Genomic DNA, 13,988 nt, shown 5'->3' with positions numbered 1-13,988 from the left:
AACTTTGAGACTCCAAGCCTCCTCTTTATATATTCGCAACAGGGTGGGTGAATTCCTACCTTGTTCACAAAAAGTTCTTTCTTTAGCTGGCTTTTTTATCCGGTTTAATAGCAATTAACGTGAGCAAAACCGAAAATACTCCAACCGCGCTTAAAATGTAAAAAAGACTTCCCGCCATGTATTTTAATAATACTGCGATAGCTGGAGGCCCAGCAGCGACCCCAATAAATCTCATCGAGTGATAGATCGAAGTAATCGTTCCCCGCTGGTCTTTGTTAATCCCGTCGGTAATGAGCGTATCGAGACAAGGAAGGCTGGCTCCAATTCCAATGCCAGCTAGCAGAAACATGGATAGCATAAACCATAGACCTTTTGAAAAGCTTAAGGAAGCGATTGAAAGAGCCATGATTAAAAGACCGGTGAACGTAATCCACTTCATAAGGATCTTATTTTCTTTAATGACCTTCCCTGTGATAAGCGAGGTCAGGCATAGAGCACCTAAAGGAATGGCCAGATACAACCCTTTTTTGATATTGAAAATATCATAATTTCTTTCAAGAATTTCTGATAAATAAAAAAGAACCCCAAATAAGACAAACATCAAAATAATCCCAATAGCAAAGATGGCCGACAACCATCTTCCATTGTTTTTGAAGCTCTTTTTGACTTGTTGAATAAATTGTTTAAAGGGCATTGGTTCGTACTCTGTATTTGGCCTTCTAACTAAGAAAGCCATGAGCAGAACCGATACAAAGCAAAAAATCGGAAAGGCCAGGAACGGGACATACCAGATAAATGATGCTAGAAATGCCCCTAGAATGGGACTAATTACTTTTCCCAACGTATTTGATGTTTCGATAATACCAAGAGAGGTACTAACCTCTTCTTCGCTCTTAAACATGTCGCCAACGAGCGGCATCACGATTGGTGCAGCACCGGCTGCTCCAATTCCTTGCAGGGCGCGCCCAGCAAGAATGATGAGGTAAGGATCGCTTATTTTCCAGGCTGCCCACCCAGACAAAAGACCCCCTAGCCCAGCTATGATAAGACTAGGGATAATGACTTTTTTTCGCCCGATATGGTCGGACAGAAAGCCGGCAATCGGGATAAGAATGATCGCCACGATCGAGTAAACGGTGATGATCATGCTCGATTGAAAGGAGGAGATCCCTAATTTTTTCTCCATGACAGGAAGAACAGGGATCAGCATCGAATTCCCTAATGTCATGACGAGAGGGATGGACGATATCGCAAGAAGTGCCCATTTGTTCAGATGCTTTTTATTCGATTGGTTCTTACTCTTGCTTATTTCCCTATTGCTAGTAAAAGAATTCTCGATAAAATCCATCAAAGCCCCGCCTTTTGATATAATGGTTCATACAACATTAATATTTGCTGAAAACCTGAAATCTAATTGAAAAAAGGTTAACTATTTATGGAATTGAATCGACCGATTAAAAGGCGAAATCTAGGAAAACATATATTTAACTAATTTTTTAAAAATTTCTGTTGACTTTATTGAAATTTCTGTATATGATAATTGACAATATATGCTAGGTGTTGAAGAAGAGGAGTAACTTAGGACAGAAACTGTAGAGAGCTGATGGTTGGTGCAAATCAGTGTGGAGTCTTAAGTGAATGGGCTTCTGAGCCCCAAACCGAACGGAGCTTTATCTTAGTAGGCTTTGGCGAATGCGTCTCATCGTTACAAGAGACAGGTATTCATGCTTTGGATACTGTAAAGTGAGCTAGAATTAGCTAATAAAGGTGGCACCACGGGTTTCTCGTCCTTTTTCTTGGATGAGAAGCCCTTTTTGTGTTTGTGTAGAGTGATTTTGCCTTATACGTGTACGTGAACGGGTTTTATTCGGAACTCAACACAAAATATTACAGAGTCTAAAAATAAATAATGTAAATCGTCGAATAAGAAGAGTACATGGAAACGTGTTCGTTAAAGAGAGCCGGGGTAGGTGAGAGCCGGTACGAATACTTCCATCGAATGGCCTTATGAGAGACAGTCTGAAATGAAAGTAGGACCGTACGGAATTCCACCGTTAAAAGGATAGGGTTTACAATTAGGTGTGAATCCGAAAAGCGGGAGCACTTTGCTCCAATCGAGGTGGCACCACGGTATGAAATATCGTCCTCTATAAGCACAGTCATGTGTTTATAGGGGATTTTTTATTTTCAAGGAATAGGGAGATACAGCAAAGTTCAAAAAGAAAGGAGTCTTTTTATATGACGAATGTGCTGGCAGGAAGCATTTTAATCGAGACGCTTCAGGGTGATACGATAACTCCAATTTCCATCTACCAAAGGCTCTCCGGTCGAAAGAAATTTCTTCTAGAAAGTTCGCTCAAGCATGAGGATTCAGGAAGGTATTCGTTTATTGGAGCAAATCCAGCAATAGAACTGAAGGGAAATAAGGATCAAACGATTGTCTCTAGAAACGGAGAGGAGGAATTTATCCAAGAGAGGCCACTTGAGGTGTTGAAAAGGCTCATGCCAAGAATAAAAGAAAATGTGGCCAACTCTATTCCCTTTATAGGAGGTGCCGTCGGTTTTGTTGGCTATGATGTGATTCGTCATTATGAAGAAGTTGGTCATACCCCTTTCGACGAGTTTGAGTTGCCCGATGTCCATTTTATGCTGTTTGAAGAGCTAGTTGTGTTTGACCATTTGGAGCAGAAGGTTTATCTCGTGGGAGTGCCGCTTCAAGAAAGCACAAGTGAGACAGAGCTTGCGGGGCGTCTGCAGCAGAGAAAGGAAGAAATTTTGAATGGAGCGGATCAAGAGCAATCTCCTGTAAAGCTCTCGTCTTTTGAAGCTTCGATGACAAAGGAACAGTTTATCGAAAAAGTGAGAAAGGCGAAGGCCTATATCATGGAGGGAGAAATTTTTCAGGTTGTGTTATCCCAGAGGATGAAGGCGCAAATGGAGGGTGCCCCCTTTTCCTTTTATCGAAAGCTACGCATTCAGAACCCTTCCCCATATATGTATTACCTTGATTTTGAGGATTATCTTGTCGCAGGGGCATCTCCTGAAAGCCTGATTAAGGTTTCCAATGGCAAGGTGGTGACCAATCCAATCGCAGGTACGAGACCTCGAGGGAAGACATTGGAGGAGGATGTGGAGCTTGCTGAGGAACTGATTGAGGATGAAAAGGAACTGGCAGAGCATCGTATGCTCGTCGATCTTGGGAGAAATGATATTGGTCGTGTTTGTAAATATGGTTCTGTCCAGATTGAAAAAAATATGGCCATTGAAAAATACAAGCATGTTATGCATCTAGTATCTGAGGTGAGCGGGACACTGGCAGCCTCATACAGCTCACTTGATGCGTTAATCGCCTGTCTGCCAGCTGGAACAGTGTCAGGTGCACCGAAAATAAGAGCGATGGAAATCATCAATGAGCTAGAAGAGGTGAAAAGAGGTGTCTATTCCGGTGCGGTTGGGTACTTATCGGTGAATGGCGATATGGACTTTGCCTTAGCGATTCGCACGATGATCAAAAAAGGGCAAGAGGTCTACATTCAAGCAGGGGCAGGAATCGTCTACGATTCGGTACCCGAACTGGAGTACGAAGAAACGATTCACAAGCTGAGAGCTTTTTTGGAGGAGAAAAAATGATTTTACTCATCGATAATTATGATTCCTTTACGTTCAATCTGTATCAGTATTTTGGCGAGCTCGGTGAAGAGGTCATTGTAAAACGAAATGACCAGATTTCCATCGAGAAAATTGAGAGCTTGAATCCGGAAGTCATCTGTTTATCTCCTGGTCCAGGAAGGCCTGAGAAGGCAGGACTTTGCATTGACATCATTCAATCCTTTTACAAAAAATATCCGATTCTTGGCATCTGCTTAGGGCATCAAGCAATTGGCTATGCCTTTGGGGCGCAGATTGTGAAGGCAGATATGATCATGCATGGAAAAGTATCGCAAATGCTCCATCGTGGCACCGATTGCTTTCACGATTTACCCAATCCATTAGACGTGATGCGATATCATTCACTCATCATTAAAAAGGATACACTTTCAGATGATTTCATCATCCTTGGGGAGTCAAGCGATGATCAGGCGATCATGGCGATGAGGCATAAGAAGTTTCCGCTCTTTGGGCTCCAATTTCACCCTGAGTCGATCGGAACAAAGCATGGAAAGGACATTCTAAAAAAATTCCTAGAGGAGATTAGAAAGGAGAAGGAAAATGAGAGCTTATCTACAACGCCTATCTGAACGGGAGTCATTATCCCAAAGGGAAATGAAAGAGGTAATGGAACAGATTTTGACAGACGAAATTACAGATAGCGAAATTGCCGCTTTTATGGTGGGGTTGAAGACGAAGGGAGAAACCGTCGAGGAAATCGTCGGAATTGTCGAGGCGCTGCGGGAAAAAGCAATGCCCTTTGAAACGATCCTACCCAATGTCATCGATAATTGCGGGACAGGTGGTGACGGCTCCAAAAGCTTTAACATTAGCACAACCTCAGCCTTTGTCATGGCAGGTGTAGGGATCCCGGTTGCCAAGCACGGAAACCGCAGTATCACAAGTAAAACGGGAAGTGCTGATGTATTGGAATATTTGGGAATTAACTGGGATCTCAAACCGGAAGAATCGATGGAGTTACTTGAAAGTATCGGAATTACATTTTTATTTGCTCCATATGTTCATCCGAAAATCAAACGGATTATGAAGGTAAGAAGAGATCTTCGAATTCCAACTGTCTTTAATTTGATTGGACCGTTAACAAATCCCGTAAAGCTTGATTCTCAGCTGCTCGGAATATACAGAAGGGACTTAATCGAAATGTTTGCAGAGGTCTTGAAAATTTTAGGTAGGCAAAAAGCAGTCGTATTAAATGGAGCAGGCTTTATGGATGAGGCGTCCCTAGCGGGTGAAAATCATTTAGCGGTCCTTGAGAACGGTGTGATTTATAAGCATATCCTCGATCCGGAAGAACTGGGCTTTCCGATCTATGAAAATGATGCGATCCGGGGTGGAAATGCAAAAGAGAACGCAGAAATTCTTCTGCATGTGTTGAAAGGAAAAAAGGGGGCTTACCGTGACACGGTGCTTTTAAATGCAGGGATTGGAATATTTGCCAATGATGCCGCAGCCTCTATAGATGAAGGGGTCAAAAAGGCGAGGGAGAGTATCGATTCAGGTGCAGCACTTCAGAAGCTGGAGCAGCTAGTAGAAAAAAGTCAAAGCTTCAAAGCGGAGGTGATTTAAGTGGAGACAATTTTAGACCGAATCCTCGAGGCAAAAAGAAAGGAAGTGTTGATGTTAAATGAGAAGTCGTATCCTCCATTGAGTACGACGCTTAAGCACAGGTCCTTTTTAGCCCAGCTAGAGAAGGCAACTGAAATGTCGATCATCGCGGAGTTCAAAAGAGCTTCCCCTTCGAAAGGAAATTTGAATCTAGATGCCAATCCTAGGATTCAAGCAAAAACCTATATGGAGGCTGGCGCAGATGCTGTTTCCGTACTGACTGACCAAGCTTTTTTTAAAGGGTCACTAGGGGATTTGGAAGCGGTCCGCTTGGCTATTGATAAGCCAGTACTGTGCAAGGATTTCATCATTGATCCGATTCAGATTGATGTAGCCAAGGGAGCTGGTGCGGATATCATTCTTTTAATTGCCGCGGCATTAGCTGATGATAAGCTTTATGAACTGTATGAATATGCGCAAGAAAACGGGTTAGAGGTACTGATGGAGGTTCATGACGAGAGGGAAGCAGAACGAGTCCTCAAAACGGATAATCGACTCATTGGGATCAATAACCGCAACCTCAAAACCTTTGAGGTAGATCTAGCGGTGACAGAAAGTGTTGCTCCGATGATCAAAAGAGAAGGTAGATTCCTAATTAGTGAGAGCGGGATTAAGACGATAGAGGATGTGGAACGGGTTCAAAGGGCAGGAGCAAATGGCATTTTAGTTGGTGAGACCTTCATGACACACAGTCATCCAGCACAAGTGATCAAGGCGATGAAGCTTCCGTTAAAAACAGAGGTGGCAAAGAAATGAAGGTGAAAATTTGCGGGATTACAGATGTGGAAACCGCTTTAGCGGCTGCTGAGTATGGTGCTGATGCTATTGGGTTTGTCTTTGCTGAAAGCAAAAGAAAAATCTCAATCGATCAAGCAAAAGAGATAATTCAACAGCTGCCAGAGACCATTTTAAAGGTAGGCGTTTTTGTAAACGAAAAAAAAGAGATCATTCATGAAACGGTAGAAAAAGCAGGTTTAACAGCTGTACAGCTACATGGCGATGAGTCACCGGAATTTTGTAATGGTTTCCCAGTCCCTGTTATTAAGGCATTGAGCATTGCGATTGCTACCGATCTCAACCAAATCCATGACTATCCATGTGATTTTCTCCTCCTTGATAGTCCAAGAGGAACCTATTATGGAGGAAACGGTGAAACCTTTGATTGGGGAATATTGAGGGACTTTGACTTCGGAAGCAAGCAGATTATTCTTGCTGGTGGTCTTCATTCCGGGAATGTAGTGGCAGCAATTGGAGAGGTAAGACCCGCAATGGTGGATGTAAGCAGTGGAGTGGAGACAAATGGAAAAAAGGACATCAAAAAAATCCAAGAATTTATCGATAGAGCGAAGAACGGGGTGGAAGTAAGATGAGCATATATTGTTTACCGAATGAAAAAGGCCACTTTGGCCAATACGGGGGAAGATTTATCCCCGAAACACTTATGGAAGCGGTCAAGGAGCTGGAGGCCGCTTATCAAGAAGCCGTACAAGATGAAGGCTTTCACTTGGAGCTAAGCTCCCTGTTAAAGGATTATGTTGGTCGAGAAACACCGCTTTACTTTGCAGAAAATCTGACGAAATCTGCTGGCGGTGCAAGGATTTATTTAAAGCGAGAGGATTTGAATCATACAGGAGCTCATAAAATCAATAACACCATCGGGCAGGCCCTTCTTGCTGTGCGGATGGGAAAGAAAAAGATTGTTGCTGAAACCGGAGCCGGTCAGCACGGTGTAGCAACAGCTACCGTATGCGCCCTCTTAAATCTGGAGTGCATCATCTTTATGGGGAAGGAGGATATTAAGCGGCAGGAGCTCAATGTTTTCCGAATGGAATTATTAGGGGCTAAGGTTGTGCCGGTTACCTCCGGTAGTCGAACCCTCAAAGATGCTTGTAATGAAGCGCTCAGGTACTGGGTTTCCCATGTGAATGATACCCATTATATATTAGGCTCGGTCATGGGACCCCATCCTTTTCCAATGATCGTCCGTGATTTTCAGAGTGTCATTGGTAAGGAAACAAAACAGCAATATTTTGAAAAGGAAGGGTGCCTCCCTGATGCTTTAGTGGCTTGTATCGGTGGTGGCAGCAATTCCATGGGAATGTTCTATCCATTTATTGAGCATCAAGAGGTCAAGATGTTTGGAGTGGAGGCCGCTGGACTTGGTCTAGACACAGATAAACATGCTGCATCATTAACGAAAGGGAAACCAGGGGTATTACATGGAGCACTTATGTACCTTCTTCAGGACGATGCAGGACAAATTCAAGAGGCGCATTCCATTTCTGCAGGGCTAGATTATCCCGGAGTAGGACCTGAGCATAGTTATTTAAAGGACATCGGACGTGTCCAATATGAATCGATTACAGACGATGAAGCATTAGAAGCACTACAGCTTCTATGCAGGCTTGAAGGCATCATTCCTGCCTTAGAAAGTTCTCATGCGGTGGCCTTTGCGATAAAGCTTGCTAGGACGATGGGGGAGGAACAAGGGATCGTTGTCTGCCTATCAGGTCGCGGTGATAAGGATGTTCAAGCGGTGAAGGCAAGACTAGGGAGGGAACTTTAATGAACCGATTGGAAAAAGCGTTTAAGCGTACAATGGATAGAAATGAAAAGGCTTTTGTCCCTTATATTATGGCTGGGGATGGCGGACTAAATCAATTGAAAGAGCAAATCATTTTTCTAGAAGCCTGTGGTGCAACAGCGATTGAGATTGGGATTCCTTTTTCCGACCCTGTGGCAGATGGACCGACGATTCAAGCCGCTGGATTAAGGGCATTAGCCGAAGGGACGACGCTTCGAAGCGTACTATCCACGATTCAGGAATTACGGCCAATCGTGTCTCTTCCTTTAATCATCATGACGTATATGAATCCGATTTATGCTTTTGGAATTCCTGCTTTTGTTCAGGCTGCAGGTCGGGCAGGAGTGGACGGTCTGATTATTCCGGACCTGCCTATCGAGGAGGAGGAAATCATTATCCCTTATTTAGATGTAGAAGAAGTGGAGCTCATTCGTTTGGTCACCTTAACGAGCTCGAGAGAACGAATGAAGGAGATTGCGCAAAGAGGTCGGGGCTTTTTATATGCGGTTACTGTTACGGGTACAACAGGAATAAGAGCAGAGTTTCATGAACAAGTAGGAGAGTACTTGAAAACCCTTCATCATTTGAGTCCCATTCCTGTGCTTGCAGGCTTTGGAATCTCAAGTCCAGAGCAGGTAAAGGAAATGGGTCAGTATTGTGATGGGGTGGTTGTGGGTAGTAAAATAATCGAGCTGTTTCGCGAGAATAAGAGGGATGAAATAGAAAAGCTAATCAAGGCTGCAAAGATCATTAGCATATAATTTGTGCAAAACAGATGGAATCCATCTGTTTTTTTGTGTAAGACACTCCAGTTCATTCTACCAGTAAAGTAAACTATACCAAATAAGTTATTAATGTAATATCCTTTTGAAGTATAAAAGAAATTTAAGAACTAGTCGGTGAAAATCGGCTAGTTCTTTTTTTTGGCATGGAAATTGCATATAAGTAAGTTAATTAATCGTGAAATGGAGGATCATTAATGTCTTATGAAAACGTTTTAGTTTATAAAGATGGAGGAATTGGGGTTATCAAATTTAATAGACCCGATGTGAGAAATGCTCTTGATAAGCAAACCCTCCTTGAAATTGAGCAAATTCTGGGCGAATGGGAAGAACATGAAGGAATAAAAGCCATCGTTTTTATCGGTGAGGGGGGTAAATCCTTTGCAGCAGGTGCAGATATTAATCAATTAAAAGTAAGAAACGCAAAGGATGCACTTAATCCTGGTCTATCAGGCTTATGCCAAAAGATTGAGAACTGCAGTAAGGTTACAATCGCAGCCATTAATGGGTACGCACTGGGTGGAGGTTGTGAGTTAGCTCTTTCCTGCGATATTCGCATTGCATCCGAACAAGCAAAAATAGGATTACCAGAACTAAATCTGTCTATTATTCCAGGTGGTGGGGGAACTCAGCGTCTTGCGAGAATAGTTGGAAAAGGTAGAGCACTGGATATGATTTTGACAGGGGAAATTGTTTCAGCCCAAAAGGCAGAACAAATAGGTCTTGTTTCTATTGTCGTTCCAAAGGAGGATTTATGGAAAACAGTTTTAGACTATGTGAATCAGATTCTAAAAAAAGGACCATTAGCTATTAAACTAGCAAAAATGGTTGTGAATCAAGGCTTTGACTCAGATATGAAAACGGCTTTGCTACTCGAGAAATTTGCCCAGTCTATTCTGTTTGGTACTGAAGATAAACAAGAGGGAATAGAAGCTTTTTTGGAAAAAAGAGAGCCCATCTTTAAAGGAATGTAGTAATCCTCCCTGTAAGAAAAATAAACAGGAACGTTCAATTTATAAACAGGTAAAAATAGGAATTTATTAAATACTTACGTTTATTGCAGATATGCTAACCAAAAGAAAATGGCACACTTTCTGCAAACTAGATAAATATAGAAATATAAGAAAATAAAAAAAGATATTTTTTCTAAACGAGAGGAGAATTTTTTCATGGATTTTAATCTGACGAATGAACAATCAGAGCTACAAAAATGGGCAAGGAGCTTCGCAAAAGAAAAATTTTCAGAAAAAGCTTATACATGGGTAAGAAATCAAGAGGTTCCCTGGGAGAATGCAAAAATTCTTGCAGAGCATGGGCTTATGGGAATGACTTTGTCCGAGGAAGATGGCGGCCAGGGTATGTCTTTAATGGATGCGATTATCGTGATGGAAGAAGTAGCAAAGGTTTGTCCAAGTACAGCTGACATGCTTCAGGTGGGTAATTTCGGGGCAATTAGACAATTAGCGGCTTTCGGAAGTAGAGAATTAAAAGATCGTATCATGCCATCTATACTTTCTGGTGAAAAATTAATTTCTGTGGCCATGTCCGAGCCAAACGCCGGTTCAGCGGTAACGGACTTAAATACAAAAGCCCGTATTGAAGGAGATAAAGTCATTATAAATGGTTCAAAGGTTTTTAATACACATGGACCGCATAATTCCTACTATGTTGTATGGGTGAGATTTGGAGACAGTGTTAAGACATCAGGCTCTATTTTAGTAGAAAGAGATGCCCCAGGATTTACAGTAGGAAAAACAGAGACCCATATGTCAGGTGAGGAGCACTGCGCCTTATATTTCGAGGATTGTGAAGTACCACTTGGAAATATTCTTGTTCCAGAAGATGGTTTTAGAAAAATGTTTACGATGTTTAATATTGAGCGTATGGGTAATACCTCTCGATCATTGGCGCTAGCTCAAGCTGCCTTTGATTTAGCAGTTGAACATGCGAAGGAACGACAACAGTTTGGAAGACCTCTAGCAGAATTCCAGGGAATCCAATGGAAGCTAGCAGAAATGAAAATGAAACTGGATGCAGGAAGATTACTTCTTTATCGGGCAGCTACAAACGCAGATAAAGGTGCTCCTAACCCAACAGAGGCATCTATTGCAAAAGCGTACATCAATACGACAGCTTTTGAAGTTGCCCATGAAGCCGTTCAAATCTTTGGTGGATATGGATATTCAACTGACTACCCATTAGAGTATATTTTCAGAAGAGTAAGGGGATGGATGATTGCTGGTGGAACACCAGAAATGCTAAAAAATAAAATAGCTGAAGATGTATTAGGCATGAAATTTAGTCAGAGAAAGAAATAAACAGGAGGGGAATGATTTGCGTGAGAGTAAAATAGCAGTTGAAAAAAATGACTCAAAAAAAGTCGAACCTGGTACATTTTTAATGGAATACGAAGGGGCTAAGATACTTGGTTCACTAGGTCTTCCAATTGCAAAATCAGCCTTGGCGACAACAAAAGATGAAGCGGTAAAAAAGGCTGAGGAAATCGGATATCCTCTTGTGCTAAAAGGCATGTCGAGAGATATCATTCACAAAACAGAAGCTGGCATTGTTAAATTAAATATAAGGAATGAAAAGGAATTATTGGAGAAATTTGAAGAAATCATAGCAAATGCTTCCAGTTATAAGCGTGATGCTGTCATGGCAGGAGTTCTCATTCAAGAAATGGCTCCAAAAGGGATTGAGTTGATATTCGGAATTAAGAAAGATCCGACTTTTGGTCATCAGCTTGTTATTGGATATGGAGGAACACTTGTTGAAATCATGAAGGATTTCTCGATGAGAATGATGCCCGTAAGCCTAAATGATATTGAGGAAATGATAAAAGAATTAAAGGCATTCCCAATTCTCGAAGGATATCGAGGACAAAGTGGGATCAATAAATCAATGCTTTATTCTATCTGTCTCTCCCTTAATGATTTAGTTGAAGCAAGGCCAGAAATTGAAGAATTAGATCTAAATCCAGTGATTTTTGCCAATAACGAAGCCATTATTTGTGATGTGAGAATTTCAATTGGGGAACATCTTGGTGTTGAAAGCTCACCAAGAGATTTATCCAATTTAAAATATATGATTAATCCCCAGTCCATTGCCGTTGTTGGGGCATCAACAAACGAAAAGAAAAATGGTGGAAGACTGTTTCGTTATATTGTAGAGAATGGTTATAATGGGAAACTTTATCCAATAAATCCTGGTGCAGACAATATAAAAGGCTTTAAAGCCTATCCGAGCTTAACTGAAGTTCCAGAAGAGGTTGAATTAGCTTGTATTATTGTCGGTGCAAATCATGTACCGAAGGTGATGGAAGAATGTGTTCAAAAAGGAGTAAAGGCCGCCATTATTTATTCCTCCGGATTTAGTGAAATTGGCGAAGAGGGAAGGAAATTACAAAATCAAATTATAGAAATAGCGAAAAGAGGAAATATCCGCGTTCTCGGTCCAAATTCAATTGGAATAGCGAGCCCAGGTAAGAATATCTATACCGCGTTTGGTGCTGCGTTAGAATCAAAGGTTAAAGTCCCAGGGAATATTGGTTTTATTTCACAAAGTGGCGCAATGGGAAGTGCTTTATTAAGTAGAGCATGGGATCAAGGAGCAGGATTTAGCAGATGGGTGAGCGTTGCAAATGAAGCTGATCTATCTACTTCTGATTTTATTGAACTCTTAGCCACTGATGAGGAGACAAAGGTTATCTCCATTTTTATGGAAGGAATTAAGGATGTTCGCTCCTTTCAAAAAGCTGCTAAGAAGGCAATTGAAAATCAAAAGCCGTTGCTAGTTTTTAAAACAGGTAGATCCAGTATTGGTCAAAAAGCAGTACAATCCCATACAGGCTCTATTGCAGGCGATGACGCAGTATATTCTGTTGCCCTTAAGAAATACGGCGCCCTAAGAATTGAACAGCTCGATGAAATGATCGATGTTTCAAGAGCCTTTAATGTTCAAAAACTACCGAATGGAAGAAGAATAGGAGTTTTAACGGCATCTGGTGGAGCATGTAGTGTTATTGCAGATCTTTGTTCTGAAAAAGGATTAGAGGTCCCGGAATTAACGGAGGCTTCTGACAAAATTCAAGAGTATATTCCTCCTTTTGGCTCTGCAGTTAATCCGATTGATGTGACAGCTGAGGTCATCGCTAAGCCCGAAATGTTCAAAAAAGTATTAGAGATTCTTGTACAGGATCAAAACTTAGATGGCATCATTGTAATGCTGACAACAAATGCGGATCCAGGTGCTGTGGTTATTGCACAAGCGATAGTAGATGTATTCCGCCAACATGATAAGCCGATTGTAGTAGGTCGACTCGGAGCTGATTCTATTGCTCCACAGGCCATGGCGCTATATCAGAAGGAGAATTTTCCTGTCTACTCATCACCAGAAAGAGTTGTTAGTGTTATGAATTATCTCGTAAAGTACAGTGAATTGCTAAAAAAACAACAATAGTTCTTTTATTGGAATGGGGAAGTGAAAATGAAGAGAATTGCAGTAATTGGTGGAGGAATTATGGGTAGAGGAATTGCTTATTCAGCTGCAGTCGCAGGCTTCAAAGTTCATCTTCAAGATCTTTTTCCTGAAGCCATTGATATAGCAAAATCATCTATTCAGAAGGAAATGAAAAAATCTGCTGATAGAGGTTTCTTAAATCCTGGGGAAGATGAGGCAAGCTTTAATCGAATCACATTTACTACTAGCTTAGAGGAAGCTGCGGCTGAGACTGATCTCGTAATAGAGGCCGTTCTGGAAAAAATGGAAATAAAAGTTGATGTCTTTCAAAAGTTGGATAAAATCTGTCCTTACCATACCGTATTAGCAACAAATACCTCTACAATGAGTCCGACTGAAATCGGGGCACAGACAGGTCGTCCAGAAAAATGTATTGCGATGCATTTCTTTAATCCTGTTCACAAGATGAAGTTAGTGGAAATTGTAAGAGGTCTAGATACTTCAGATGAAACATATGCCATTGCTAAACGAGCGGCTGAGAAAATGAAGAAAGAAGTTGTTGAAGTCAATGAATTTCCGGGATTTGTAACAAGTAGAATGAATTGTTTAATTGGAAATGAGGCCATGAATATGTTAATGGAGGGTGTCGCTTCAGCTGAAGATATCGATAAGGCGATGAAGCTAGGATTAAATCATCCGATGGGGCCACTCGAATTAGCCGATTTGGTAGGACTCGATACACGTTTACGGAATATGGAATATCTTTATGAAACATTAGGAGAGAAATATCGTCCCTGTCCGTTATTAATTAAATATGTGAAGGCAGGTAGACTAGGCAGAAAATCAGGTGCAGGTTTCTATAAATACGATACAAACTAGGAGTGATC

The 13,988-nt window shown here is 41.5% G+C and carries 12 protein-coding genes and 2 other annotated features; of the genes, 11 read left to right on the top strand and 1 reads right to left on the bottom strand.

Annotated features, from left to right (window positions below; genetic code table 11):
• Positions 1 to 82: 82 nt before the first annotated feature.
• Positions 83 to 1,348, bottom strand: coding sequence for a bacillibactin exporter BcbE (gene bcbE, locus J2S07_RS06525; RefSeq protein ID WP_307149609.1), 1,266 nt, complete (start codon positions 1,346 to 1,348; stop codon positions 83 to 85).
• A gap of 203 nt (positions 1,349 to 1,551) precedes the next feature.
• Positions 1,552 to 1,795: a binding site (T-box leader), on the top strand.
• 115 nt (positions 1,796 to 1,910) lie between these two features.
• Positions 1,911 to 2,151: a binding site (T-box leader), on the top strand.
• A gap of 87 nt (positions 2,152 to 2,238) precedes the next feature.
• On the opposite strand from bcbE, the gene trpE reads away from it, so the two are divergent.
• From trpE to J2S07_RS06470, 11 genes are all read left to right on the top strand, one after another.
• Positions 2,239 to 3,630, top strand: a complete 1,392-nt coding sequence (gene trpE, locus J2S07_RS06520) for an anthranilate synthase component I (protein WP_307149608.1) — start codon at positions 2,239 to 2,241, stop codon at positions 3,628 to 3,630.
• Positions 3,627 to 4,238, top strand: a complete 612-nt coding sequence (locus J2S07_RS06515) for an anthranilate synthase component II (protein ID WP_307149607.1) — start codon at positions 3,627 to 3,629, stop codon at positions 4,236 to 4,238. Before trpE ends, J2S07_RS06515 begins: the two co-directional genes overlap by 4 nt.
• The gene (gene trpD, locus J2S07_RS06510) at positions 4,210 to 5,235 is read left to right on the top strand and encodes an anthranilate phosphoribosyltransferase (protein WP_307149606.1); all 1,026 of its coding nucleotides are present in this window, start codon (positions 4,210 to 4,212) and stop codon (positions 5,233 to 5,235) included. The genes J2S07_RS06515 and trpD overlap by 29 nt, the downstream gene beginning before the upstream one ends.
• Positions 5,236 to 6,030, top strand: coding sequence for an indole-3-glycerol phosphate synthase TrpC (gene trpC, locus J2S07_RS06505; RefSeq protein WP_307149605.1), 795 nt, complete (start codon positions 5,236 to 5,238; stop codon positions 6,028 to 6,030). It abuts the gene before it with no gap.
• Positions 6,027 to 6,644, top strand: coding sequence for a phosphoribosylanthranilate isomerase (locus J2S07_RS06500; RefSeq protein ID WP_307149604.1), 618 nt, complete (start codon positions 6,027 to 6,029; stop codon positions 6,642 to 6,644). Before trpC ends, J2S07_RS06500 begins: the two co-directional genes overlap by 4 nt.
• Positions 6,641 to 7,840, top strand: coding sequence for a tryptophan synthase subunit beta (trpB, locus tag J2S07_RS06495; RefSeq protein WP_307149603.1), 1,200 nt, complete (start codon positions 6,641 to 6,643; stop codon positions 7,838 to 7,840). Before J2S07_RS06500 ends, trpB begins: the two co-directional genes overlap by 4 nt.
• The gene (gene trpA, locus J2S07_RS06490) at positions 7,840 to 8,619 is read left to right on the top strand and encodes a tryptophan synthase subunit alpha (RefSeq protein ID WP_307149602.1); all 780 of its coding nucleotides are present in this window, start codon (positions 7,840 to 7,842) and stop codon (positions 8,617 to 8,619) included. Before trpB ends, trpA begins: the two co-directional genes overlap by 1 nt.
• 218 nt (positions 8,620 to 8,837) lie before the next feature.
• Complete coding sequence (locus J2S07_RS06485; RefSeq protein WP_307149601.1) at positions 8,838 to 9,614, top strand: enoyl-CoA hydratase/isomerase family protein; 777 nt, start codon at positions 8,838 to 8,840, stop codon at positions 9,612 to 9,614.
• A gap of 195 nt (positions 9,615 to 9,809) precedes the next feature.
• Complete coding sequence (locus tag J2S07_RS06480; protein ID WP_307149600.1) at positions 9,810 to 10,958, top strand: acyl-CoA dehydrogenase family protein; 1,149 nt, start codon at positions 9,810 to 9,812, stop codon at positions 10,956 to 10,958.
• Between the two features lie 16 nt (positions 10,959 to 10,974).
• Positions 10,975 to 13,101, top strand: coding sequence for an acetate--CoA ligase family protein (locus J2S07_RS06475; protein WP_307149599.1), 2,127 nt, complete (start codon positions 10,975 to 10,977; stop codon positions 13,099 to 13,101).
• 27 nt (positions 13,102 to 13,128) lie between these two features.
• The gene (locus tag J2S07_RS06470) at positions 13,129 to 13,980 is read left to right on the top strand and encodes a 3-hydroxyacyl-CoA dehydrogenase NAD-binding domain-containing protein (RefSeq protein ID WP_307149598.1); all 852 of its coding nucleotides are present in this window, start codon (positions 13,129 to 13,131) and stop codon (positions 13,978 to 13,980) included.
• The last annotated feature ends 8 nt before the right edge of the window (positions 13,981 to 13,988 follow it).

It is taken from the genome of Anoxybacillus andreesenii, assembly GCF_030813005.1.
In the GTDB taxonomy this organism is placed as follows: domain Bacteria; phylum Bacillota; class Bacilli; order Bacillales; family Cytobacillaceae; genus Robertmurraya; species Robertmurraya andreesenii.
This window is presented reverse-complemented; position numbering and strand designations above follow the sequence as displayed.

What these genes read in the sequence shown, in the direction of transcription:
- J2S07_RS06485 (WP_307149601.1), top strand. Translation starts at nt 8,838, where the DNA reads ATGTCTTATGAAAACGTTTTAGTTTATAAAGATGGAGGAATTGGGGTT.
- trpB (WP_307149603.1), top strand. Translation starts at nt 6,641, where the DNA reads ATGAGCATATATTGTTTACCGAATGAAAAAGGCCACTTTGGCCAATAC.
- trpD (WP_307149606.1), top strand. Translation starts at nt 4,210, where the DNA reads ATGAGAGCTTATCTACAACGCCTATCTGAACGGGAGTCATTATCCCAA.
- trpA (WP_307149602.1), top strand. Translation starts at nt 7,840, where the DNA reads ATGAACCGATTGGAAAAAGCGTTTAAGCGTACAATGGATAGAAATGAA.
- J2S07_RS06470 (WP_307149598.1), top strand. Translation starts at nt 13,129, where the DNA reads ATGAAGAGAATTGCAGTAATTGGTGGAGGAATTATGGGTAGAGGAATT.
- bcbE (WP_307149609.1), bottom strand. Translation starts at nt 1,348, where the DNA reads ATGGATTTTATCGAGAATTCTTTTACTAGCAATAGGGAAATAAGCAAG.
- J2S07_RS06515 (WP_307149607.1), top strand. Translation starts at nt 3,627, where the DNA reads ATGATTTTACTCATCGATAATTATGATTCCTTTACGTTCAATCTGTAT.
- trpE (WP_307149608.1), top strand. Translation starts at nt 2,239, where the DNA reads ATGACGAATGTGCTGGCAGGAAGCATTTTAATCGAGACGCTTCAGGGT.
- J2S07_RS06500 (WP_307149604.1), top strand. Translation starts at nt 6,027, where the DNA reads ATGAAGGTGAAAATTTGCGGGATTACAGATGTGGAAACCGCTTTAGCG.
- J2S07_RS06480 (WP_307149600.1), top strand. Translation starts at nt 9,810, where the DNA reads ATGGATTTTAATCTGACGAATGAACAATCAGAGCTACAAAAATGGGCA.